A 22,438-nucleotide genomic window follows, 5' to 3' on the forward strand; every position below is an offset into this window, starting at 1 on the left:
GGGTGGTGGGTGTGGGTGCGTTTGGGGTTGGGCATTTGTGATGGACACACTGTCGGGTTCACGTTCAATACCTGTTGGGCGTGATGCCCCCTCTTCCTTTTTCTTTTTGTTGGGGTTGTGGTGGGGGTGTGTGGCTTGCTGTTGGCTCTGCGTGTTGTGTGGGGTTGGTGGTGTGGTGGGTTGTTTGTGATTTGTATAGTGGTTGTGAGCATCTTGTTTGTTTTGTGGTTTTGTTTAGTTTTGTTGGGCATTCGGTGGATGCCTTGGCATCAAGAGCTGATGAAGGACGTTGCGGCCTGCGATATGCCTCGGGGAGTTGGCGAGCGAGTGTTGATCCGAGGGTGTCCGAATGGGGGAACCTAACCAGGGTTGTGCTTGGTTACCATCATCTGAACGTGTATAGGGTGGTGGGGGGAACGCGGGGAAGTGAAACATCTTAGTACCCGTAGGAAAAGATATTCCGTGAGTAGTGGCGAGCGAAAGCGGAGGATGGCTAAACCGTGTGCGTGTGATACTCGGCGGGGGTTGCGTGTGCGGTGTTGTGGGGCTTGTCTGTTTCCTTCCTTCTGCCGGAGGGGGGCATGTGATCGTGTTGGGAGTTGAACATCTTGGGATGGGTGACCGGAGTGCGTGAGAGTCGTGTAGGCGTACCGGTGCGGTTGTGTGTTGGATGGGTGCCCGAGTAGTGCGGGACTCGTGAAATCTCGTGTGAATCTGCCAGGACCACCTGGTAAGCCTGAATACTCCTTGATGACCGATAGTGCATAGTACCGTGAGGGAATGGTGAAAAGTACCCCGGGAGGGGAGTGAAATAGTACCTGAAACCGTGTGCCTGTAAGCCGTCAGAGCCTTGTGGGGTGATGGCGTGCCTTTTGAAGAATGAGCCTGCGAGTCAGTGATACGTGGCGTGCTTAACCCGTGTGGGGTATGCGTAGCGAAAGCGAGTCTGAAATTAGGGCGTTGGTCGCGTGTTCTGGACCCGAAGCGGGGTGATCTACCCATGGTCAGGTTGAAGCAGAGGTAAGACTGTGTGGAGGACCGAACCCACCAGGGTTGAAAACCTGGGGGATGAACTGTGGGTAGGGGTGAAAGGCCAATCAAACTCCGTGATAGCTGGTTCTCCCCGAAATGCATTTAGGTGCAGCGTTGTGTGTTGCCTTGTGGAGGTAGAGCTACTGGATGGCCGATGGGCCCTGTGGGTTACTGACGTCAGCTAAACTCCGAATGCCATAAGGTGTGAGCATGGCAGTGAGACTGCGGGGGATAAGCTTCGTAGTCGAGAGGGAAACAGCCCAGATCATCAGCTAAGGCCCCTAAGTGTGCGCTAAGTGGGAAAGGATGTGAGATCGCGGTGACAACCAGGAGGTTGGCTTAGAAGCAGCCATCCTTGAAAGAGTGCGTAATAGCTCACTGGTCAAGTGGTTTCGCGCCGACAATGTAGCGGGGCTTAAGCGTACCGCCGAAGCTGTGGCACTCACACGTGTAACACCTGGGCAGCGTAGTTGTCGTGTGGTGGTGTGGGTGGGTAGGGGAGCGTCCTGCGTGCGGTGAAGCCTGCTGGTAATGGTGGGTGGAGCGTGTGGGAGTGAGAATGCAGGCATGAGTAACGAATGACGGGTGGGAATCCCGTCCGCCGATTGACTAAGGGTTCCAGGGCTAGGTTTATCCGCCCTGGGTTAGTCGGGTCCTAAGGCGAGGCCGACAGGCGTAGTCGATGGACAACCAGTTGATATTCTGGTACCGCGTAACAACCGCCAATACTGAAGCTTTTATGCTAACCATTTGCTTTCATGTCGTCACAGCTTTCGGGTTGTGGTGGTTGTGGGAGTTGTGGGGCCCTGATTGTTGTAGGTAAGCGTGTTAACAGGGGTGACACAGGAAGGTAGCTGCCGCGCACCGTTGGTTGTGTGTGTCTAAGGTTGTGGCCCGTTTCCTAGGTAAATCCGGGGAACATGAAGGGGTGAGGACTGATGGGGGTGCCCCGTGTGGGGTGTCTGGTGGTGATCCTCAACTGTCAAGAAAAGCCTCGACGCGAGGGTGTTACGCGCCCGTACCCTAAACCGACTCAGGTGGTCAGGTAGAGTATACCGAGGCGTTCGAGTGAATCATGGTTAAGGAACTCGGCAAAATTCCTCCGTAACTTCGGGATAAGGAGGACCCTTGGCGATGCGCCCACCGTTTTTGCGTGGGTGGTGTGGCTGGGGGTCGCAGAGAATAGGGAGAAGCGACTGTTTATCAAAAACACAGGTGCGTGCGAAGCCGTAAGGCGATGTATACGCACTGACGCCTGCCCGGTGCTGGAAGGTTAAGAGGAAGACTCAACCACACTCGTGTGGTGAAGGTTTGAATTTAAGCCCCAGTAAACGGCGGTGGTAACTATAACCATCCTAAGGTAGCGAAATTCCTTGTCGGGTAAGTTCCGACCTGCACGAATGGCGTAACGACTTCTCCGCTGTCTCAACCGTGAACTCGGTGAAATTGCATTACGAGTAAAGATGCTCGTTTCGCGCAGAAGGACGGAAAGACCCCGGGACCTTTACTATAGCTTGGTATTGGTGTTCGCTTGGGCTTGTGTAGGATAGGTGGGAGACTGTGAAGCGTGGGCGCCAGCCTGTGTGGAGTCGAAAGTTGAAATACCATTCTGGTTCAAGCGGTCATCTAACCTCGGCCCGTGATCCGGGTTGGGGACAGTGCCTGGTGGGTAGTTTAACTGGGGCGGTTGCCTCCTAAAGAGTAACGGAGGCGCTCAAAGGTTCCCTCAGCCTGGTTGGTCATCAGGTGGCGAGTGTAAGTGCACAAGGGAGCTTGACTGTGAGACCGACGGGTCGAGCAGGTGCGAAAGCAGGAACTAGTGATCCGGCCATGGCACGTGGGTGCGTGGTCGCTCAACGGATAAAAGGTACCCCGGGGATAACAGGCTGATCTTGCCCAAGAGTCCATATCGACGGCATGGTTTGGCACCTCGATGTCGGCTCGTCGCATCCTGGGGCTGGAGTTGGTCCCAAGGGTTGGGCTGTTCGCCCATTAAAGCGGTACGCGAGCTGGGTTCAGAACGTCGTGAGACAGTTCGGTCCCTATCCTCTGTGCGCGTAGGAAACTTGTGGAGGCCCGTCCCTAGTACGAGAGGACCGGGATGGACGAACCTCTGGTGTGCCAGTTGTACCGCCAGGTGCATGGCTGGTTAGCTACGTTCGGGAAGGATAACCGCTGAAAGCATCTAAGCGGGAAGCCTGCTCCAAGATGAGGTTTCCAACACCCCACCTTGTGGGGTGTGAAGGCCCCCAGCAGACTACTGGGTAGATAGGCCAGAGGTGGAAGCACAGTAATGTGCTCGTAAGCCGACTGGTACTAATCGGCCAACACTAAACACAACCCCCCCCCACACAAACAATGAGGGGGAACACGACACGCTTGTGCTCACAACCACTATACGAATCACATCCAACCCACAAACCCCCCAAAACACGCGCGCAAACCACGCGCCTGTGGGGGTGGGGAGTGGATACACCAAACTTGCGGTGGTCATAGTATTGGGGAAACGCCCGGCAACATTCCGAACCCGGAAGCTAAGCCCAACAACGCCGATGGTACTGCACCCGACAGGGTGTGGGAGAGTAGGAAACCGCCGCAACCACACCACAAAAAGGGGTGGGGGGTAGAGCCTTTGGAAAGAAGGGAACACACACCCGTGTTCCCATCCAACGCTCCACCCCCCACCCCTCTTTCACACACAACCCTGAACACACCACACATAGCCCCGAACCCACGCCAACACAACAGCCTAAGACAAACCCGGATTACTACTGCAAAGACGCACAACCCCACCCAACACACACAGTGAATCGCTCCGGGTTTGATAGAGGCAGTGATGATTGGAAAGGATCACTGTCATGACGAGTTCGAGGAAGTATCTTGATGAGTTGCGTGAGCGTGCGACTCGGTTGGTGTTGGAGGCCCGTGGGGATCCTGAGCGGTCCAAGGGTGCGATCGCTCGGATTGCTGGTGAGTTGGGTGTCCATCCTGAGGCGTTGCGTTCCTGGGTGAAGCGTTCGGAGATTGATGGTGGTCTTCGGGCGGGGACGACGAGTGCGGATGCCCAGCGGATCCGGGAGTTGGAGAAGGAGAACCGGGAGCTGCGGCGCGCCAACGAGATCTTGAGGAAAGCGAGCGCGTATTTCGCCCAGGCGGAGCCAGGCCGCCGATAAGAGACATCGATGGGTTCATCGATGAGAACCGGGCAGAGTACGGGGTCGAGCTGATCTGTGAGCAGCTGGTGTCAGCCGGTGTCCAGGTCGCCCCGTCGGCGTATTGGGCGCGCAAGCAGCGTCCCCCATCGGCCCGATCGCAGCGTGATGACGTGTTGAAGGGGGGAGATCCGCCGGATTTATGAGGAGAACTATGAGGCCTTCGGCGCTCGGAAGATGCACGTCATGCTCAACCGGTCCGAGGCTGCCGCACACCATGGGGCAGGTCATGTCGCCCGCTGCACGGTGGAGCGCCTCATGAGAGCCATGAGTATCAGCGGCATCCGGAGGGCAAAGAGCCCGAACACTACCCGGTCCACACCCAAGGATCAGTGTCCGATGGACCGGGTGAATCGGCATTTCGCTGCGCTCGCGCCGAACATCTTGTGGGTGGCGGACATCACCTACGTGAAGACGCACGCCGGGTGGGTGTACGTCGCGTTCGTCACCGACGTCTACTCGCGTCGGATCCTGGGGTGGCAGACCTCCACCAGCTTGTACACCGACCTCGCCCTCGACGCGTTGAAAATGGCGATCTGGCGTCGACGCCGCGACGGCGCCGACCTAACAGGCCTCATTCACCATTCGGATCGGGGCGTCCAGTACACCGCGATCCGTTACGGGCAAGCCCTTGCCGACTGCGACGCCGTCTCCTCGGTCGGCTCCAAGGGCGACTCCTACGACAACGCGCTCGCCGAGGCACTCAACTCGTTGTATAAAGCCGAGCTGGTCCGAAACAAGGGCCCCTGGAACTCCATCGACGACCTGGAGATCGCGACGGCCCAATGGGTCCACTGGTACAACACCATCCGCCCTCACTTCCGCGATCAACATGCACACCCCAGAAGAACACGAGAACGCTCACACCCCACCCCCGCCGGAACAGACCAGACCCCACACCCCCCAAAAGGCAGCCGCCGCAACCAGATGAAACACCCTCTACAAAACCCGGGGCTTGACACACGGAGCAAACAGGGAACAACACGCCCACTTTTTCGACGACAACGAGCGGTGCACCAGCCTTACAGGCGGCGGATAAGTCCAAGCACTCACACACCAACCCGAACCTACCTTTCAACACCCAAACCACAACATCCGACTCAAGCACCACCACCCCCAACCAGTGCCACCCCCGGAACGGCACCACACATTTAGGCCACTATCCCAGCTTTGCCACCCCGCTTGTACTTTCGGTGGGCCTGAAGGGTGGGTGGTGGTGCCGAGATCATGTTTCGGGTTGCTCGAGTGGGGGTAGGCGGGTGTTTGCTGACCCTGCTTGTAGTTTCGGCGAGGCTGAAGGGCGGGCGGTTGCGCCGAGATCATTGTTCGGGGTGTTCGAGTGGGGGTAGGTAGGTGTTTGCCTACCCTGCTTGTAGTCTCGACGGGGCTCAAGGGCGGGCGGTTGCGCCGAGATCATGTTTCGGGTTGCTCGAGGGGAGAAACGCAGGTGTTTGCCTACCCTGCTTGTAGTCTCGGCGAGGCTGAAGGGCGGGCGGTTGCGCCGAAATCACGTTTGGGCCGCGATTGCGCCGAGATCATGTTTCGGGTTGCTCGAGGGGGTAGGTAGGTGTTTGCCTACCCTGCTTGTAGTCTCGGCGAGGCTGAAGGGCGGGCGGTTGCGCCGAGATCATGTTTCGGGGTGTTCGAGTGGGGGTAGGCAGGTGTTGTCCTACCCCGCTTGTAGTCTCGACGAGGCTGAAGGGCGGGCGGTTGCGCCGAAATCACGTTCTGGGTTCCTCGAATGGGCGGTGGTGCAGGCAAAGCGTCTCATCCGAAGCACAAGCAGCTCTCAGCCCATTTCTCGCCATGATCAACACGGGCCACACCGAAGAGCCCGCCAAGACACACACACCGACCACGCACAACAGTGAAGAGACTAGGAGGACTGAGCTCTTCTGACTGTGGGCAGATGCTCATGAGGGCGCCTCCTGTTTGCTTCCCGTCTTCGTTAGGATTGGAAGCAGATCATGATTTTCAACGCGCGGTGCGAATCCGTGCGAATCAACAAGCGCAGATGGCGCGGAATAGAGGAAGACACTATGGCAGACGAGCAGCGACGAAGCGGACACGAAGGCCGTGGTGGATTCCAACGCCAACAGGAATGGCGTGACTCGCGAGGGCGAGACGACCGCCGAGAGGGAGGCTTTAACCGCGGGCGCGACTTCAACGAGCGTGGTCGTGGTGAACGCTCAGGCTTTGGCGGCCGCGATGACCGGCGCGCAGGAGGCTTTAACCGTGGCCGCGATGACCGCCGCAACGAACGTCGTGATGACCGCCGCGAAGGCGGTTTTGGGAATCGTCGTGATGGGGAGCGTCGTTTCGATCGGGATTCGAATCGTTCCTACGGTGAGCGTTCGGATCGTCGCGGCGACAGTCGGGACTTCAATGCTCGTGGTGATCGTCGGGAAGGCGGCTTTAACCGCGGGCGAGACGATCGACGAGACGACCGCCGAGAGGGAGGCTTTAACCGCGGGCGCGACTTCAACGAGCGTGGTCGTGGTGAACGCTCAGGCTTTGGCGGCCGCGATGACCGGCGCGCAGGAGGCTTTAACCGTGGCCGCGATGACCGCCGCAACGAACGTCGTGATGACCGCCGCGAAGGCGGTTTTGGGAATCGTCGTGATGGGGAGCGTCGTTTCGATCGGGATTCGAATCGTTCCTACGGTGAGCGTTCGGATCGTCGCGGAGACAGTCGGGACTTCAATGCGCGTGGTGATCGTCGAGAAGGAGGCTTTAACCGCGGGCGGGACGAGCGACGAGACGATCGCCGAGAGGGAGGCTTTAACCGCGGGCGCGACTTCAACGAGCGTGGTCGCGGTGAACGCTCAGGCTTTGGCGGCCGCGATGACCGGCGCGCAGGAGGCTTTAACCGTGGCCGCGATGAGCGCCGCAACGAACGTCGTGATGACCGCCGCGAAAGCGGATTCGGCCAACGCCGAGAGGGAAGCTTTGCAGGTGGCCGCGACGAAAGGCGCGGACCGCGCCGTGAAGACGCCGACTACCAGAACTTCTCCTCCACGGAGGAATATATCTCCCCGAATCCGGACGAGCCGACGATCCCCGCGGGCGTGTCCGCCGAGGAACTCGACGCCAACGCGCTTCGCGCACTCAACACCCTTTCCGGCCCGAACAAAGACATTGTCGCCCGTCACCTCGTGATGGCCGGACAGCTCATCGACCTCGACCCTGAAGAGGCCTACAAGCACGCCGCAGCAGCATCTTCGCGCGCCGGACGGGTCGACGTGGTCCGTGAGGCGGCGGCTCTCACCGCATACGCCTCCGGCCGTTACGAAGAAGCCCTGCGCGAGGTACGCGCCGTGCGACGCATGCGCGGTGACGATTCCCTGCGCGCAGTGGAAGCGGATTGCGAACGCGGCCTCGGACGTCCCGAGAAAGCCATCGAAATCATCGACGCCACCACGACAAAGGGCATGGAGCTCTCCGAACAGGTCGAACTCATCCTCGTCTCCTCCGGTGCTCGAGCTGATCTTGGTGAGAACGAGGTCGGGCTCCTCATCGTCGACGACGCACTCGCCGCTTTGCCCGCCGACACTGATCCTGAACTGCTCCGCAGACTCATGGAAGTGAAGATCGACCGTCTGCGTGAACTCGGACGCGAATCGGAAGCTGACGAGGTCGAAGCGAATCTTCCCGAAGAAATCGAAGACACTGAGATCGTCGATCTCTCCCTCTTCGCGGATTGCGATGTCGACAATAAGCGGACCGCCCTTCGAGGAACAGAGACTCCGCTTGTTGAACTCTTCGACGCGGTCCTCCTCGATCTTGATGGGACCTCGTGGAACGGTGATTCTCCGCTCGAACACGCCGCGCCATCGGTTGTGGAGGCTCGCGCTCAGGGCATGAAGACCGTGTTCCTCACGAACAACGCGATGCGCACCCCCGAACAGGTCGCCGACAAGCTCAACAGCATGGACTTCGAAGCCGACGCTTCAATGGTCATGACCTCCGCGATGGATGTCATCGCGATCATGAAGGAAACCATTGAAGACGGCTCGAAGGTCTTCGTCATCGGCGGAAGCGGCGTGCGCCAGGCACTCGAGAACGCCGGGTACGTCCTCGTGGATTCGGCAGATGACGAACCCGTCGCGGTCGTGCAGGGACTCGATAAGAGCATCGACTGGGCGATGCTCTCCGAAGGGGCCTTCGCGATTCAACGCGGAGCGGCCTACTTCGCCACGAACCTTGACGCGACCTTGCCGCAAGAACGCGGTTTCGCCCTCGGCAATGGTTCCCTGGTGAGAGCGATCTCCCATGCGACGCACACCCGCCCTATTGCGGCAGGCAAGCCCGAACCAGGCATCTACCTGCGCGGAGCCGCACTCGTTGACTCCGAGAAGCCGATCGCGGTGGGCGACCGCCTCGAAACCGACATCGCTGGCGCCGTTTCAGCGGGAATCCCCTCCTTGCACGTCCTCACCGGCGTTCACGGCGCCCGCGAGGTCATCCTCGCGCAGCGCGGCCAGCGTCCGAGCTTCCTCGCGCTCGACATGCGCGGCCTCCTCGAAGAGCACCCGCGCGCCAAGCACCACCGTGACAACACCTGGACCTGTGGTGAGTCGCAGGTCGTGAAAGCGACTCGATACGGCACGCTCCTGGTTGATGATGTCGAACTCGAAGCCGAGGAGTCGTACACGGTCACACTCGACACGTACCGTGCACTCGCCGCTGCCGCCTGGGACTACGCGGACGAGTCGGGTCGCGCCCCGCGGTGCGCCACGATCACGGTCGTTGAAAACGGTGATCCCTCTGGCGTCATCGAAGCCCCGGTAGTCCTCGACGAAGCCGATGAGAAGGCGCAGGGCGAAGAATTCGACGCTGCGGATGCTGCGCTCTCTTCCGATGCTGATGGCCTCGCTCCTGCACTCGACACCCCGGCCTTCCTCCCCGGCGAAGAAGAGCTCGAACGTCTTCTCGCTGAAACGGAAGAAGGGGTCGAATCCGATGACTCCGCTCAAGCGGCAGAAGTGCAAGAGCCTCAGGAAGAGCAGAGCAGTGAGGACGAGGTCGAGGCGGCCCTGGCTGTTGAGCCGGAGCCCGGTGAAGCTGAGGGAGAGGCCGAGTCTGAAAAGGCCGGTGCCAAAGGCGTGGAGGAGGTCGCAAACGAAGAGGCTGACAATGAGCGCGTGACGCCCGAAGTGGAAGCCGAGGTTGAAGAGGCTCCTGCTGAGGCTGAGCCTGAAGAGGCTCCCGGAGACGCTGAACCTGAAGAGGCTCTTGCTCAAGCCGAACTTCTCTTAGAAACTCAAGACGAACTCCTGAGCATTCCTGAGATCGAAAAGAACGAGGAGAGCGAAGAAAAGCCCGAGAAGAGTTCCGGAGACGAACTCGAATGAGCACTCCGCTTCCTGGGTCCCGACGGCCCCCCGCCGGGACCCGGAGTGTCGACGCTGAGGCCCTACTCGCCGACTTTGACGAAGCCCCGCTCGAGGTGAAGATCAACATGCTCTCCACCCTGGAGCGAAGTCTTCGAGAAAGCCTCGACGCACCGGAACAGTCATGAAGCTTCGACGCATCGACTCCGAACTCGTCCGCCGCAAGCTTGCGCGATCACGGACCCACGCCCAAGAGATGATCGCAGAGGGAAGAGTCAAACTTGACGGGGAAGTGGTGATGAAACCGGCTCGTCAGATGGACCCCGCCCAGGCGATTGTCATCGCTGAATCCGAACAGATCGAATACGTCTCACGCGGAGCCCATAAGCTCGCCGGTGCCCTCGACTCTCTCGGCGAAGCAGCGCCCATCGTCAAGGGACGTCGCTGCCTCGACGCTGGAGCCTCCACAGGCGGATTCACGGATGTCTTGCTGCGAAGAGGCGCCGCCTCGGTCGTCGCCGTTGACGTCGGCTACGGGCAACTCGCATGGCGTCTCCAATCCGACCCCCGAGTCGAAGTCCGCGACCGCACGAATGTGCGCACAATGAAAGCAGGCGACGTCGATCCGGCGCCGAGCCTCGTCGTGGGCGACATGTCCTTCATTTCACTCACCCTCGTCATCCCAGCCCTCGTTGCCGTTGCCGCCGAAAACGCGGACTTCCTGCTCATGGTGAAACCGCAGTTCGAAATCGGCAAAGAACGACTCGGCCACGGGGGCGTCGTTCGCAACCCCGAGCACCACGTCGAAACCGTGGAGAGCGTCGCACGCTGCGCCATGGACAACGGCCTGGGGATCCTCGCGATCGAGGCCTCCCCGCTTCCCGGCCCTTCCGGCAACGTCGAGTACTTCCTTCACATGCGCGCAGGCGATTCAGATGCGATAGCGTCTGAGGAGTTGCACTCGCGCATCGAAGACGCAGTCAGAAGGGGACCCGCCGACGGGGGAGAGGACACACGATGATCAACACCGTCATGCTCGTGCGCCACATCCACCGGCCCGACGCGATCACGGCGGCGTCCGTCATCCAGGCACGACTTGAAGACCTCGGTATCCGCGTCATTGCGGAGCAAGACACCCGGCACCCCGAGCAAAACACCCGGCATCTCGAGCAAGACAGCAAGCACCCCGATTTCGTCCTCGCAATGGGAGGCGATGGCACGATCCTCTCCGCAGCGGAAAGCGCGAGGAAATGGGACGTGCCCCTCCTCGGCGTCAACCTCGGACACATGGGCTTCCTCGCCGAAGACATCGGCCCAGACCTCGAAGAAGTGGCCCGGCGTATCGCCGCCGAACACTATCGGATCGAAAAACGCATGACCCTCGACGTCGTCGTGCACTTTCCCGACGGCACGAGCACACGGGACTGGGCGTGGAACGAAACAGCGATCATCCACGCCGACGTCGCCCACCCCGTCCACCTCGCACTCGCAGTGGACGGACAAGACGTATCAACCTACGGTGCGGACGGCATCATCCTTGCGACACCGACAGGGTCTACGGCCTACGCCTTCTCAGCAGGCGGGCCAGTCGTCTGGCCGGACACGGAAGCAATCGTCGTTACGCCCCTGGCCGCCCACGGGCTCTTCACCCGCCCCCTCGTCGTCGGCCCCTCAACGAGGCTTGACGTCGTTATCCTCGAGGAGAACTGGGAAGAACCGGAAATGTGGAGCGACGGCACCCGCTGCATGGTCCTCCCCGCAGGCTCAGTGGTGTCCACGACCGTCGGTGCGCGCCCGGTGAAACTCGTGCGCCTCGACGACACGACCTTCTCAACACGCCTCGTTGAACGCTTCAACCTGCCCGTTCGAGGATGGCGCAGCGCCCAAAGGATGCAGAAGCGATGATCTCCACGATCGAAATCCGAGGCCTGGGCGTGATTGATCGTGCCGTCCTTGAATTCGGTGAAGGCCTCACAGTCCTCACAGGTGAAACCGGCGCGGGCAAAACAATGGTCCTCACCTCCTTAGGACTCCTCCTCGGAGGACGCGCCGACCCCGCCCTCGTGCGAAGCGGCGAGAAACGCGCAGAAGTCGACGGCGTCTTCCTCGCCGATGAAGCCGCAAAGGAAGCCGCCCTCGAAGCGGGAGCGAGCATCGACGAGGGGGAACTCATCGTCTCACGCACCCTCGCCGCTCAAGGCCGATCTCGCGCACACCTGGGCGGACGACCCGTCCCAGCCTCTTTGCTCAGCGAAATCGTCTCGCCCCTCATCTCAATCCACGGCCAAGCTGAGCAGATGCGTTTGAAGTCCCCGGTCGCCCAGCGTGAACTCCTCGACGCCTACGGCGGTGAAAAGCATGCGGCACTCATGGACGAATACCACGCCGCCTGGCGCGAGGCCGTCGCACTCAAACGCCAACTCGACGACCTCCTTCTCCACCGCGAAGACCGCGCGAGTGAGATGGAAGAGCTAAGCGAGCTCCTCGGCAAAATCGATGCCCTCGACCTGCACCCGGGCGAGGATGAAGAACTCAGACTTGAAAGCAGACGCCTCATGGGCGTGGAGGACCTTCGCTCCTACGTGGGTGCCGCAACCGCGATGCTTTCAGGAACAGAAAACGCCGAGGGGGCCGCCTCGCTTCTTCGCCAAGCGGGGGAGCGGACCGCCCAGGGGGAGGGACTCGATCATTCACTCGAGGAATTCCACGCCCGATTCCAGTCGGCGATCATCGATGTGGAGACCCTCGCTGACGACCTGCGCGTCTACTTGCGAAACCTCGAGACTGACCCCGCTCGCCTTTCTGAGATCCACTCCAGACGAGCCCAGATCAAAAACCTCCTCGAAGGGCGCGCCTCAGACGTCACTGAACTTCTCGCGTGGGCGGATGAAGCACGCAAACGCTTCGACGAGCTCACAGGCAGCGCCTCCGACCCTGAAGAAGTGCGCCAAACTCTCCTTAAAGCTCAAGAACGCGTATTAGAGATCGGCGCAAGACTACGCAAATCCCGACTCGCCCTCGCCTCCGCACTGTCACGAAAAGTCGATGCTGAACTCGCCGGGCTCGCAATGAAAGACGCCCACCTGGAAATCGAGGTCGTCAAGGCGCGCCCCAACCCCCACGGACTCGACGAAGTCACGATCCTTTTGCGCCCACACCCGAGCACGAAAGCCCGGCCCCTCGGACAAGGAGCCTCCGGCGGTGAACTCTCACGAATCATGCTCGCCCTTGAAGTCGTCCTCGGAGAGAACTCGAGCGCACACACCTTCATCTTCGACGAAGTCGATTCGGGCATTGGCGGACGAACCGCAAGTGAAGTTGGCTCGCGCCTTGCCCGCCTCGCGAAAAACAAACAGGTCATCGTCGTCACTCACCTGCCGCAAGTCGCCGTCTTCGCCTCCACCCACCTCGTCGTGTCAAAGACACAGGGCTTGACGAGTGTCACGGCGGTCAGCGGAAGCGAAAGGGAAGCCGAACTGACACGAATGATGGGTGGAAATCCCCACTCCGAGGCGGCACGCCGCAACGCGATCGAGGTCCTCACCTCAGCCATGCCACAATCACAGGGATGATGGAAGAACGAAACTCTTCGGCGACACCGACCCCGATCACTGGGCTCGCACGAGTCGACGGCCGCATCCGCAACCTTGTAACGCGGATCGAACCCGGCGAGATCGCGATTATCGACCAGAGCGACCTTGATCGGGCCTCCGCGCGCGCCCTCGTGTCCAAAGCCCCTATCGCGGTCCTCAACGCCGCGCCCTCCTCTTCAGGACGCCACTTCGTCCTCGGACCGAGGATCCTTCTTGACGCGGGAATCCTCGTCATTGACGATCTGGGCCCCGACATCATGACCGTGCGTGAAGGAGAAACCCTCCAAGTGCGCGGACATGAGATCTTGCGCGCAGGAGACGTCATCGCAAACGGGCACCTCCTCGACGCTTCAGACCTTGAAAATGACGAACGCGAACAACGGCGCATGATCTCCACCCAGATCGGCTCCTTCGCGGCATCAATCGACGAATACCTCGAACGTGACGGCGCCCTTTTGAAAGGCGAGGGCGTGCCCACGTACCGCGAGGAGATTGAGGGGCATCCCGTGCTCCTCGTGCTCGACGACGAGCAGGCAAACGAGGATCTCAAGTCGTTGAAACGCTGGATCACAGACGCCGCCCCGATCGTCTTTGGCATTGACGGGGGAGCGAACCTGGCGAAGGAACGCCGCCTGAAGCCCACTTTCGTCGTCGGTGACATGGACCAGATGAAAGAAGGCGTCTTGCGTCACGCGAAGCACCGGATCTTGCGCCGCGGCCACGATGGCCTGACCGCAGGTCGTGAAAGACTTGACCGCATGGGGTTGGGCTGCGAGACGATTGAAATGTCGGGGACCTCAGAGGATGCGGCCCTGCTCGTCGCCACGCATTCGGGGGCCTCCTCCATTGTGATCGCGGGTGCAAGCCATGACCTCGACGATTTCGTCGACCGTGGGCGAAGCGCGATGGCCCCCTCTTTCTTCACGCGTCTTGGAGCAGGCGATGCCCTCGTCAGTGCGAAGGCGGTCGCCGCCACCCACCGTCCTCGCATCTCTTCCACATGGCTCGTCTTCCTCCTCATCGCGATGCTCGCAGGACTGGGAGCCGCCTTCTGGTCAACGCCCCTTGGCCAAGATCTTTTCCGCCTGCTCGTGGAGTGGGGAACGAACCACACCGCCCAAGAGCCCGCCGCTTTGACCGCGCTCATTCAAGGAGCATTCGCATGCTGAATTTCCGTTACCACCTCGTCTCATTGATCGCGGTTTTCGCGGCTCTCGCGATTGGCGTCGTGCTTGGCGCGGGCCCGCTCCAATCACGACTCGCGGACTCCTTGCGTTCCACGAAGGCCTCGACCAACGAGGTCGACGCGCAAGCGCTCACACAGGTCACGAGGATCGCGCACACTGACGCTCAGGGCCTGATCTCCCTTGCCGACGAGCGCCTCAAAGGCACTTTGACGGGCACGAAGGTCGCCCTCGTCTCCCTTCCCGGTGCGAACGCTGAGGATTCGACAATGGTGTCCGAGCGCCTCCAAGCAGCCGGAGCTGAGGTCGTCGGCTCAGCGGCCCTCACCTCGAACTGGGAATCCAGTGCGATGGCGAAATACCGTGAAACCTTGGCCACACCGCTGGCAGCTCATCTGCCATCACTGCCTTCAGATGCGAGTTCCGAAGCGGTCATCGGCTACGCCATTGTCGCAGCTCTGACCTCAACAGGACCTGAGACGGCCCTCGTTCAGGAGATCCTCACGGATGACTCCACACCGATCTTGAGCATTAACACCGATCCTGCAGGCTCTGCGACGGCGATCGTCGTTGTAGGCGCCAGAGACTCCTCCCAGTCGCAAGACGCCGATCAATCTGCCGGGTCCATCGCCTCTCCGAGGGCCTGGTCGGGTCTTGCCCGAGCGCTTCCTTCCGCGCCGAAGTCCGGCGTAATCATCGGCGACGCCCACGACTCTACGTCAATGGTCGCCTCCATCAGAGAAGCGGGCGACCCCGTGACGACCATCGATTCTCCCGGAACCGCGCTCGGAGCAGTCTCAGCCGCCGCAGCTTTGAAGGACGCTTCCGCCTCGGCGCGTGCTTTCGGATCCGAGCCGAGTGCCCAGTCACTCATGCCGACTCTTCCGTGAAGCTTCACCTGTTCAACCAAGGAGGACTCCGGTGAGCTTGCAGGAGATTACGCCCGAAGAAAAGGCACGCCTGTGCGACCAAAAAACGAGTCGTGAACTCGTCGAACAGCGGCGCATCTGGCAGGGACGAATCATCGCCCTCAAGGAAGACCTAGTGCGCGTGTCCGACGAAGGCGAGCCCGTGATCCGCCAGTACACGCAGCACCCGGGGGCCGTCGGAGTCCTCGCGGTGCGCGGACAAGCCGGTGAAGAGGAGGTGTTGCTCCTGCGCCAGTATCGTCACCCCGTGTCAGCGGAACTGTGGGAGATCCCAGCTGGGCTTCTCGACATTGAAGGAGAGGACTACCAGGTAGCGGCCGCGCGTGAGCTCGCCGAAGAGACGGATCTGGAGGCGGGGCGCTGGGACGTGCTCGCCGACCTGTTCACCTCCCCGGGTGGTTCGAGCGAGTCCTTGAGGATCTTCCTCGCCCGCGATCTGAGTGGGACTGAGCAGACCTTCACACGCGAGGACGAGGAAGCGACGATGGTGAGCGCCTGGGTGAGTCTCGACGAGGCGGTTTCCCACGTTCTGGCCGGGCGGATTCACAATCCCACTGCGCTTGTTGGAATCCTCTCCGCAGCTGCTGCGCGCGCAAGGAACTGGCAGGATCTTCGCCCCGCTGACGCTCCCTGGATGCGTTGAAAATCCTCGCTTTTTGCTTGGACGCAGCGGCTTACTGTGATCTTCGTTTATTTCGCTACACGAAAGTGCCCGAATAGTAATTAAGTGAAGCCTGTGGCGCGTAAAAGGACGTAGACTTGCCATATCTGAAGGTGGCGAGATGAACGGAGAGGCCGTGACGGAGCAACAAGACGTTTGCACGCGCGAACAAGTCCTCGACCTCATCGTTGAAAAGGGTCCCGTGACGGCGACCGTGATCGCGAAGATCCTCGGCCTGACAACTGCTGCAGTGCGTCGTCACATCACGATCCTCCTCAACTCCGGACAAATCGTTGAACACGAACCCGGAGTCATCGGCAAAAGAGGGCGCGGCCGCCCCGCACGCCACTACGTCGCCACCGAGAACGCTCACACGAGCCTGCCCGAAGGCTACTCGGAACTCGCACTCAAGGCGCTCGGCTATCTCGGGCAAGTCGGCGGCGGAGAAGCCGTCGAAGGATTCGCCGCAGCCCGCTCCCGCGAGATCGAAAGACGCTACGCGCCCATCGTCCGGGCGGCGGGAAGTGACCCTCGGGTCCGCGCCCTCGCCCTCGCTGATGCGCTCACTCAAGACGGCTACGCCGCAACAGTCCGTGATATTGGCGGCGGACAGATCGCCGTGCAACTGTGCCAGGGCCACTGCCCGATTCAGCAGGTCGCGGGCGATTTCCCGGCGCTGTGTGAAGCGGAGACCAAAGCCTTCGCTAGGCTACTCGACGTCCATGTTCAAAGACTCGCCACCTTGGCAGGAGGGGACCACGTGTGCACCACCCACATTCCTGTGGGAGCACCCGTGATTCACCCCGCAGCCCGTGCCGCGCTTCGCAAGTAGCGCGCACACCGTTTAATTGAGAGGTTGACATTAATATGACCCAGTCACCGCAGGTCGCAGACCTCGATGACCGTCACATGACCGATGACGAGATCATCGAGTCGATCGGCGCATACGAGTACGGCTGGCGCGATAACGACGACTATGCGAAGGATGCCGAATACGGCATTAACGCCGAGGTCGTCCGCTCCATCTCGGATCACAAGAACGAACCCGAGTGGATGCGCGAGCGCCGCCTCAAAGCCCTTGAAATCTTCGACCGCAAACCGATGCCCACTTGGGGTCCGGATCTGTCCGGGATCGACTTCGACGCATTCCGCTACTACGTGAACCCGACTGATCGTCTGGTGAAGAACTGGGAGGACCTCCCCGAGGAGATCCGCAACACCTACGACCGTCTCGGAATTCCGGAGGCTGAGAAAAACCGCCTCGTCGCAGGTGTCGCCGCGCAGTACGAATCCGAGGTCGTCTACCAGCAGATCCAAGAGGACCTCGAACGCCAAGGCGTCATCTTCCTCGACACCGACTCCGGTCTTCGCGAATACCCGGAGATCTTCAAGGAGTACTTCGGCAAAGCCGTCCCCTCCGGTGACAACAAGTTCTCCGCGCTCAACACTGCGGCATGGTCGGGAGGTTCCTTCGTCTACGTTCCGCCGGGCGTGCGCGTCGACATCCCCCTGCAGGCATATTTCCGTATCAACACTGCGGCTCTCGGCCAGTTCGAACGCACCCTCATCATCGCCGACGAAGGCTCCTATGTTCACTACGTCGAGGGGTGCACCGCCCCGATCTACGACGAGAACTCCCTGCACTCGGGCGTCATTGAGATTTTCGTGAAGAAAGGCGCACGCGTGCGCTACACGACGATCCAGAACTGGTCCACCAACGTTCTCAACCTCGTGACGCAGCGCGCCATCGTGGAAGAAGGCGGCACCATGGAATGGGTCGACGGCAATATGGGTGCTGCGATCACCATGAAGTACCCGGCGTGCTTCCTCATGGGCGATCACGCCCGCGGCGAGACCCTGTCCATCGGTTTCGCAGGCCCCGGTCAGCACCAGGACACCGGCGCGAAGATGGTCCACATGGCTCCGAAGACCTCTTCGTCCATCGTGTCGAAATCCGTGTCCCGAGGAGGCGGCCGCACCTCCTACCGTGGTCTCGTCCAAGTCAATGCGCGGGCACGCCACTCGAAGTCGAATGTGCTGTGCGATGCGCTCCTCGTCGACAAGATCTCAAGGACAGACACCTACCCCTATGTCGACGTGCGCACGGATGATGTCGAAATGGGTCACGAGGCGACTGTCTCAAAGGTATCCGCCGACCAGCTCTTCTACCTCATGAGCCGGGGCCTCGACGAGAACGAGGCGATGGCGATGATCGTCAGAGGCTTCGTCGAACCGATCGCAAAGGAACTCCCGATGGAGTATGCGCTCGAACTCAATCGCCTCATCGAACTGCAGATGGAAGGATCCGTCGGCTGATATGACCACCGCAACAGCAATGGCCAAGCCCCACTCGCACGGTCCGAACGAAGAGGGAGGCCACGCCTCGCGCGCGGATCGTCCCGTCTCCTTCGACCTCGAAGCGATTCCCGTTCCGCGCGGACGCGAAGAGGACTGGCGCTTTACCCCGATCCGGCGAATCGACCGCCTCTTCGACCCCGCCTCCTACGCCGAGGGCGACGCCCCCGTCACCGTTGAGGCTCCCGAAGGCGTGATCGTTGAAAAGGCGGGCCGCGACGATGAGCGCCTCGGCACGGTCCTCGCCCCCGGCGACCGCACAGCCGTCGTCGCATGGAACACCTTCACCGAATCCACCATCATCACGATTCCCAAGGAAAGCGTCCTGGCTGAGCCGATCCGCCTGAACGTCGATGCCATTGAGGGAACCCGACCCCAGCACATCCGCATCGAAGTCGGTGAGCTCGCCGAAGCGACGATCATCCTTTCGCACCGCGGCAGCCCCGAAGCAGCCCTCAATCAGACGATCGAACTCAACGCGGCCGACGCCTCGAAGCTCACCTTCGTTTCCATCCAAGAATGGGACGACACCTCCTTGCACGCTTCGAACCACCGCCTCGCCCTCGGCAAGGACACGAAGCTCACGCACATCGTCGTCACCTTCGGCGGCGACCTCGTCCGCATCTGCTCGGACACGGACTTTCGCGGGACCGGCGGGGAACTCACCATGCTCGGCCTGTACTTCGTGGACGGCGGACAACACCTCGAGCACCGAGTCTTCGTGGACCACTCACAGCCGAACTGCTACTCGCGGGTCACCTACAAGGGCGCCCTCCAAGGCGAGGACGCGCACTCCGTGTGGATCGGCGACTGCCTCATCCGTGAAACCGCGGACGGCACCGACACCTACGAACTCAACCGCAACCTCGTGCTCACCGAGGGCGCGAAGGCTGACTCCGTGCCGAACCTGGAGATCGAGAACGGTGAAATCGCTGGCGCCGGTCATGCTTCGGCGACCGGACGTTTCGACGATGAGCAGCTCTTCTACCTGATGAGCCGCGGTATTTCTGAAATGGATGCCCGCAGGCTCGTCGTGAGGGGCTTCTTCGCCGAACTCATCAACCAGATCGGCGTGCCCGAGGTCATCGACCACCTCATGGAATCGGTCGAAGCCGAACTCGCGAAGAACCGCAACTGAAGCGCGCAGAGCGCACAACCGAAACACTGGCGCATCTGCGCGAACAGGAGAAGAAATGTCGACTCTGACTATCAAGGACCTTCACGTCTCCGTCGAGACCCCGGAGGGGCCCAAGGAGATCCTCAAGGGCGTCAACCTGGTCATCAACTCGAATGAGATCCACGCGATCATGGGTCCGAACGGCTCAGGCAAGTCCACCCTCGCCTACGCTCTCGCCGGTCACCCCGACTATGAGATCACCCAGGGCGAAGCCTGGCTCGACGACCAGCTCATCACCGAAATGAGTGTGGATGAGAGGGCGAAGGCTGGGCTCTTCCTTGCCATGCAGTACCCGGTCGAGGTCGCGGGAGTGTCCGTATCCAACTTCCTTCGCACCGCGAAAACCGCGATCACCGGTGAGGCTCCGAAGCTGCGCACCTGGGTGAAGGACGTGAAGGAATCCATGGAGCTGTTGCGCATGGACCCCGACTTCGCCGAGCGCGATGTGAACGTGGGTTTTTCCGGCGGTGAGAAGAAGAGGCTCGAGATCCTCCAAGCTGAACTTCTCCAGCCCAGCTTCGCGGTTCTCGACGAAACCGATTCCGGCCTCGATGTTGATGCCCTGCGCATCGTGTCCGAGGGCGTGAACCGCGTCCACGACAAAACTGGGTGCGGCGTCATGCTCATTACCCACTACACGCGCATCCTGCGCTACATCAAGCCCAGTCACGTTCATGTGTTCGTCGCGGGCCGTGTCGTCGCTGAAGGCGGCCCCGAGCTCGCCGACCAGCTTGAAGAGAACGGCTACGACGAGTACCTCGGTCTGTGAACACTCCCGTGGGCGCGGCCTTCACCGCCGCAGAGCTTGACGCCATTCGAGCGGACTTCCCGATCCTGTCCCGCAAGGGACGGGGCGGGAAGCCAATCGCGTACCTTGATACCTCAGCGACCTCTCAGAAGCCCGAGTGCGTGATCTCCGCCGAAGCGGACTTCTACCGGCGCTCGAACGCTGCGGTTCACCGGGGTACGCACCTGCTCGGCGACGAGTCCACTGCGGCTTTCGAGGACGGGCGCGCCGCCCTCGCCTCTTTCATCGGGGGCCGCCCCGAGGAAATCGTGTGGACGAAGAACGCGACCGAGGCGATCAACCTCGTGGCTCTGTCAATCGGGCACGCCTCGCTGGGGCGTGGAGGAGAAGCAGCTGCTCCTTTGAGGATCGGGCCGGGAGACAGGATCGTCACGACTCGGGCGGAACACCACGCGAACCTCGTGCCCTGGCAGGAACTCTGCGCCCGCACGGGCGCTGAGCTCGCCTGGCTCGACCTTTTACCTGATGGGCGTATCGACCTCGAGACCCTCGACAGGATCAGCGCGAACACGAAGCTCGTCGCATTCACGCACGTCTCGAATGTGACAGGCGCGATTTCCCCGGTCGCTCCGATTGTCGAAAAAGCGCGCTGTGTCGGCGCCCTGGTCCTTCTCGACACCTGCCAGTCGAGCGCCCATATGCCCATTGATGTTGGAGCCCTCGGCGTCGACTTCGCGGTGATGAGCTCGCATAAGATGCTCGGCCCCACCGGGGTCGGCGCCCTATGGGGAAGGAGGGGGCTCCTTGAAGCGATGCCTCCTGTCTTGAGCGGGGGCTCCATGATCGAAAACGTCACAATGGAGGGCTCCACCTACATGCCGGCGCCTGAGAGGTTCGAAGCGGGCTCACAGCCGGTCGCCCAGATCGCAGGCTGGACCGCAGCCCTCGAATACCTCTCAAAGCTCGGCATGGATCGGATCCGCGCTCAGGAAGAACAACTCACCGCCCGCCTCCTCGAACAGATCCGCGATCTTGAGGGGGTGCGGGTCCTCGGGCCTAGCGGCGCTTTGGAGCGCATCGGTGTCATCGCCTTCGCAGTCGAGGGCGTGCATCCTCATGACGTGGGTCAGGTACTCGACGCTGATGATGTTGCGATTCGTGTCGGCCACCATTGCGCCATTCCCCTCCACAGCTTCTTCGGTGTGCGCTCGTCGGCTCGCGTTTCTGTTGCGCCGATGACCTCCCCGGAGGAGATCGACCGTTTCATCGCGTCCCTCGGGCGCGTCCGCTCCTTCTTCAAAGGACACTGATGCCGAGTCTCGAACAGCTTTACCAACAGGTCATCCTCGATCATGCGAGAGCCCGTCACGGGCTCGGCACGGTCGAGGGCGTTGACGCATCGAGCCACCAGGTCAACCCGACCTGTGGAGATGAAGTCACCCTGGGTGTGCAGCTCGCACCTGATGGTGCCATTGAGCGGATCGTGTGGGACGGAGACGGCTGCTCCATTTCGCAGGCCTCGCTGTCGATGCTCGCCGAACTCGTCGATGAACGACCGAGTATTGACGAGGTCGCGAAAGCTTATGGGGCGATGGAACAGATGATGCATTCACGCAATCGCGGCGTGCCCGAAGAAGTTCTTGACCTGCTCGGAGACGCGGCGGCTCTTGAATCGACGTCCCAGTTCGCGAACCGCGTGAAGTGCGCGCTTCTTGGCTGGTATGCGCTGCGCGATGCACTCGCGAAGCTTGGAACCGATATCGCAGGAGACAGAGCATGAACAACCCCATGGCCAAGTCCGAACCGGTGGAGCAGCGTTTCGCCGCTCCCGAGTCTGCTGAACCGGTGCTCCGCTCGATTGAGGGAACGGATGTCATCGAGAAGGGAAGCCTCAAAGCGGAGGACGTCCTCGAAGCACTCCGCGATGTCATCGACCCGGAGCTTGGCATCAATATTGTCGACTTGGGCCTCGTTTACGGGATCAATATTGCACAAAACGACTCGATCGTCCTCGAGATGACTCTGACTTCGGCGGCCTGCCCGCTGACCGATGTCATTGAACGTCAGGCGCAGGTGATCTTGTCGACCCTGAGCCCTGAGGTTGTGATCTCTTGGGTGTGGATGCCGCCGTGGGGTCCGGATCGGATCACCCAGGATGGGCGCGATCAGTTGCGTGCCATTGGTTTCAACGTCTGAGCTCCACGAGCTTGACTG

Annotated in this window: 15 protein-coding genes, 2 rRNA genes, 1 pseudogene and 1 other annotated feature; all 18 genes and pseudogenes read left to right on the forward strand. The window is 61.0% G+C overall.

Going from position 1 to position 22,438, the window contains the following annotated elements; all coding sequences use genetic code 11:
* Positions 1 to 231 precede the first annotated feature (231 nt).
* Positions 232 to 3,371, forward strand: a 23S ribosomal RNA gene (locus FFA61_RS03785).
* Positions 3,372 to 3,514: 143 nt separating this feature from the next.
* Positions 3,515 to 3,631 (forward strand): 5S ribosomal RNA (gene rrf / locus FFA61_RS03790).
* Positions 3,632 to 3,890: 259 nt separating this feature from the next.
* Positions 3,891 to 5,045 (forward strand): annotated as a pseudogene (locus FFA61_RS03795) (IS3 family transposase); the annotation flags it as partial.
* Positions 4,169 to 4,300 (forward strand) — a sequence feature (AL1L pseudoknot). Its footprint overlaps the pseudogene before it by 132 nt.
* A gap of 1,305 nt (positions 5,046 to 6,350) precedes the next feature.
* Positions 6,351 to 7,403 carry a hypothetical protein gene (locus tag FFA61_RS03800; protein WP_138588762.1) on the forward strand — a complete coding sequence of 351 codons (1,053 nt, stop codon included), beginning with the start codon at positions 6,351 to 6,353 and terminating at the stop codon, positions 7,401 to 7,403.
* Positions 7,313 to 9,598 (forward strand): HAD-IIA family hydrolase, encoded by a 2,286-nt coding sequence (locus tag FFA61_RS03805; protein WP_244920180.1) that lies wholly within the window; start codon positions 7,313 to 7,315, stop codon positions 9,596 to 9,598. The genes FFA61_RS03800 and FFA61_RS03805 overlap by 91 nt, the downstream gene beginning before the upstream one ends.
* A gap of 163 nt (positions 9,599 to 9,761) precedes the next feature.
* Positions 9,762 to 10,598, forward strand: coding sequence for a TlyA family RNA methyltransferase (locus FFA61_RS03810; protein WP_005963550.1), 837 nt, complete (start codon positions 9,762 to 9,764; stop codon positions 10,596 to 10,598).
* The gene (locus tag FFA61_RS03815; RefSeq protein WP_005963552.1) at positions 10,595 to 11,482 is read left to right on the forward strand and encodes an NAD kinase; all 888 of its coding nucleotides are present in this window, start codon (positions 10,595 to 10,597) and stop codon (positions 11,480 to 11,482) included. The genes FFA61_RS03810 and FFA61_RS03815 overlap by 4 nt, the downstream gene beginning before the upstream one ends.
* Positions 11,479 to 13,149: a DNA repair protein RecN gene (recN, locus tag FFA61_RS03820; protein ID WP_040314119.1), complete on the forward strand. Its 1,671-nt coding sequence runs from the start codon at positions 11,479 to 11,481 to the stop codon at positions 13,147 to 13,149. Before FFA61_RS03815 ends, recN begins: the two co-directional genes overlap by 4 nt.
* Complete coding sequence (gene steA, locus FFA61_RS03825; RefSeq protein ID WP_005963556.1) at positions 13,146 to 14,339, forward strand: putative cytokinetic ring protein SteA; 1,194 nt, start codon at positions 13,146 to 13,148, stop codon at positions 14,337 to 14,339. The genes recN and steA overlap by 4 nt, the downstream gene beginning before the upstream one ends.
* Entirely contained in the window at positions 14,333 to 15,244 is a 912-nt protein-coding gene (locus FFA61_RS03830; RefSeq protein WP_005963558.1) for a copper transporter, read from the forward strand. Before steA ends, FFA61_RS03830 begins: the two co-directional genes overlap by 7 nt.
* Positions 15,245 to 15,281: 37 nt before the next feature.
* The gene (locus tag FFA61_RS03835; protein WP_040314235.1) at positions 15,282 to 15,926 is read left to right on the forward strand and encodes an NUDIX domain-containing protein; all 645 of its coding nucleotides are present in this window, start codon (positions 15,282 to 15,284) and stop codon (positions 15,924 to 15,926) included.
* Positions 15,927 to 16,065: 139 nt separating this feature from the next.
* Positions 16,066 to 16,776 (forward strand): helix-turn-helix transcriptional regulator, encoded by a 711-nt coding sequence (locus FFA61_RS03840; RefSeq protein ID WP_005963562.1) that lies wholly within the window; start codon positions 16,066 to 16,068, stop codon positions 16,774 to 16,776.
* 35 nt (positions 16,777 to 16,811) lie between these two features.
* On the forward strand, positions 16,812 to 18,260 hold the full coding sequence (sufB, locus tag FFA61_RS03845) for a Fe-S cluster assembly protein SufB (RefSeq protein ID WP_005963564.1): 1,449 nt from the start codon (positions 16,812 to 16,814) through the stop codon (positions 18,258 to 18,260).
* Between the two features lies 1 nt (position 18,261).
* Positions 18,262 to 19,437, forward strand: coding sequence for a Fe-S cluster assembly protein SufD (gene sufD, locus FFA61_RS03850; protein WP_005963566.1), 1,176 nt, complete (start codon positions 18,262 to 18,264; stop codon positions 19,435 to 19,437).
* A gap of 55 nt (positions 19,438 to 19,492) precedes the next feature.
* On the forward strand, positions 19,493 to 20,245 hold the full coding sequence (gene sufC, locus FFA61_RS03855; protein ID WP_005963567.1) for a Fe-S cluster assembly ATPase SufC: 753 nt from the start codon (positions 19,493 to 19,495) through the stop codon (positions 20,243 to 20,245).
* The gene (locus FFA61_RS03860) at positions 20,242 to 21,534 is read left to right on the forward strand and encodes a SufS family cysteine desulfurase (protein WP_005963568.1); all 1,293 of its coding nucleotides are present in this window, start codon (positions 20,242 to 20,244) and stop codon (positions 21,532 to 21,534) included. Before sufC ends, FFA61_RS03860 begins: the two co-directional genes overlap by 4 nt.
* Positions 21,534 to 22,004, forward strand: coding sequence for a Fe-S cluster assembly sulfur transfer protein SufU (gene sufU, locus FFA61_RS03865; protein WP_005963569.1), 471 nt, complete (start codon positions 21,534 to 21,536; stop codon positions 22,002 to 22,004). The genes FFA61_RS03860 and sufU overlap by 1 nt, the downstream gene beginning before the upstream one ends.
* A complete protein-coding gene (locus tag FFA61_RS03870; protein ID WP_005963570.1) occupies positions 22,001 to 22,420 on the forward strand; it encodes a metal-sulfur cluster assembly factor in 420 nt (139 codons plus the stop codon). Before sufU ends, FFA61_RS03870 begins: the two co-directional genes overlap by 4 nt.
* Positions 22,421 to 22,438 lie beyond the last annotated feature (18 nt).

Origin of the sequence: Schaalia cardiffensis F0333, from assembly GCF_005886435.1 — a bacterium.
GTDB lineage: Bacteria > Actinomycetota > Actinomycetes > Actinomycetales > Actinomycetaceae > Pauljensenia > Pauljensenia cardiffensis.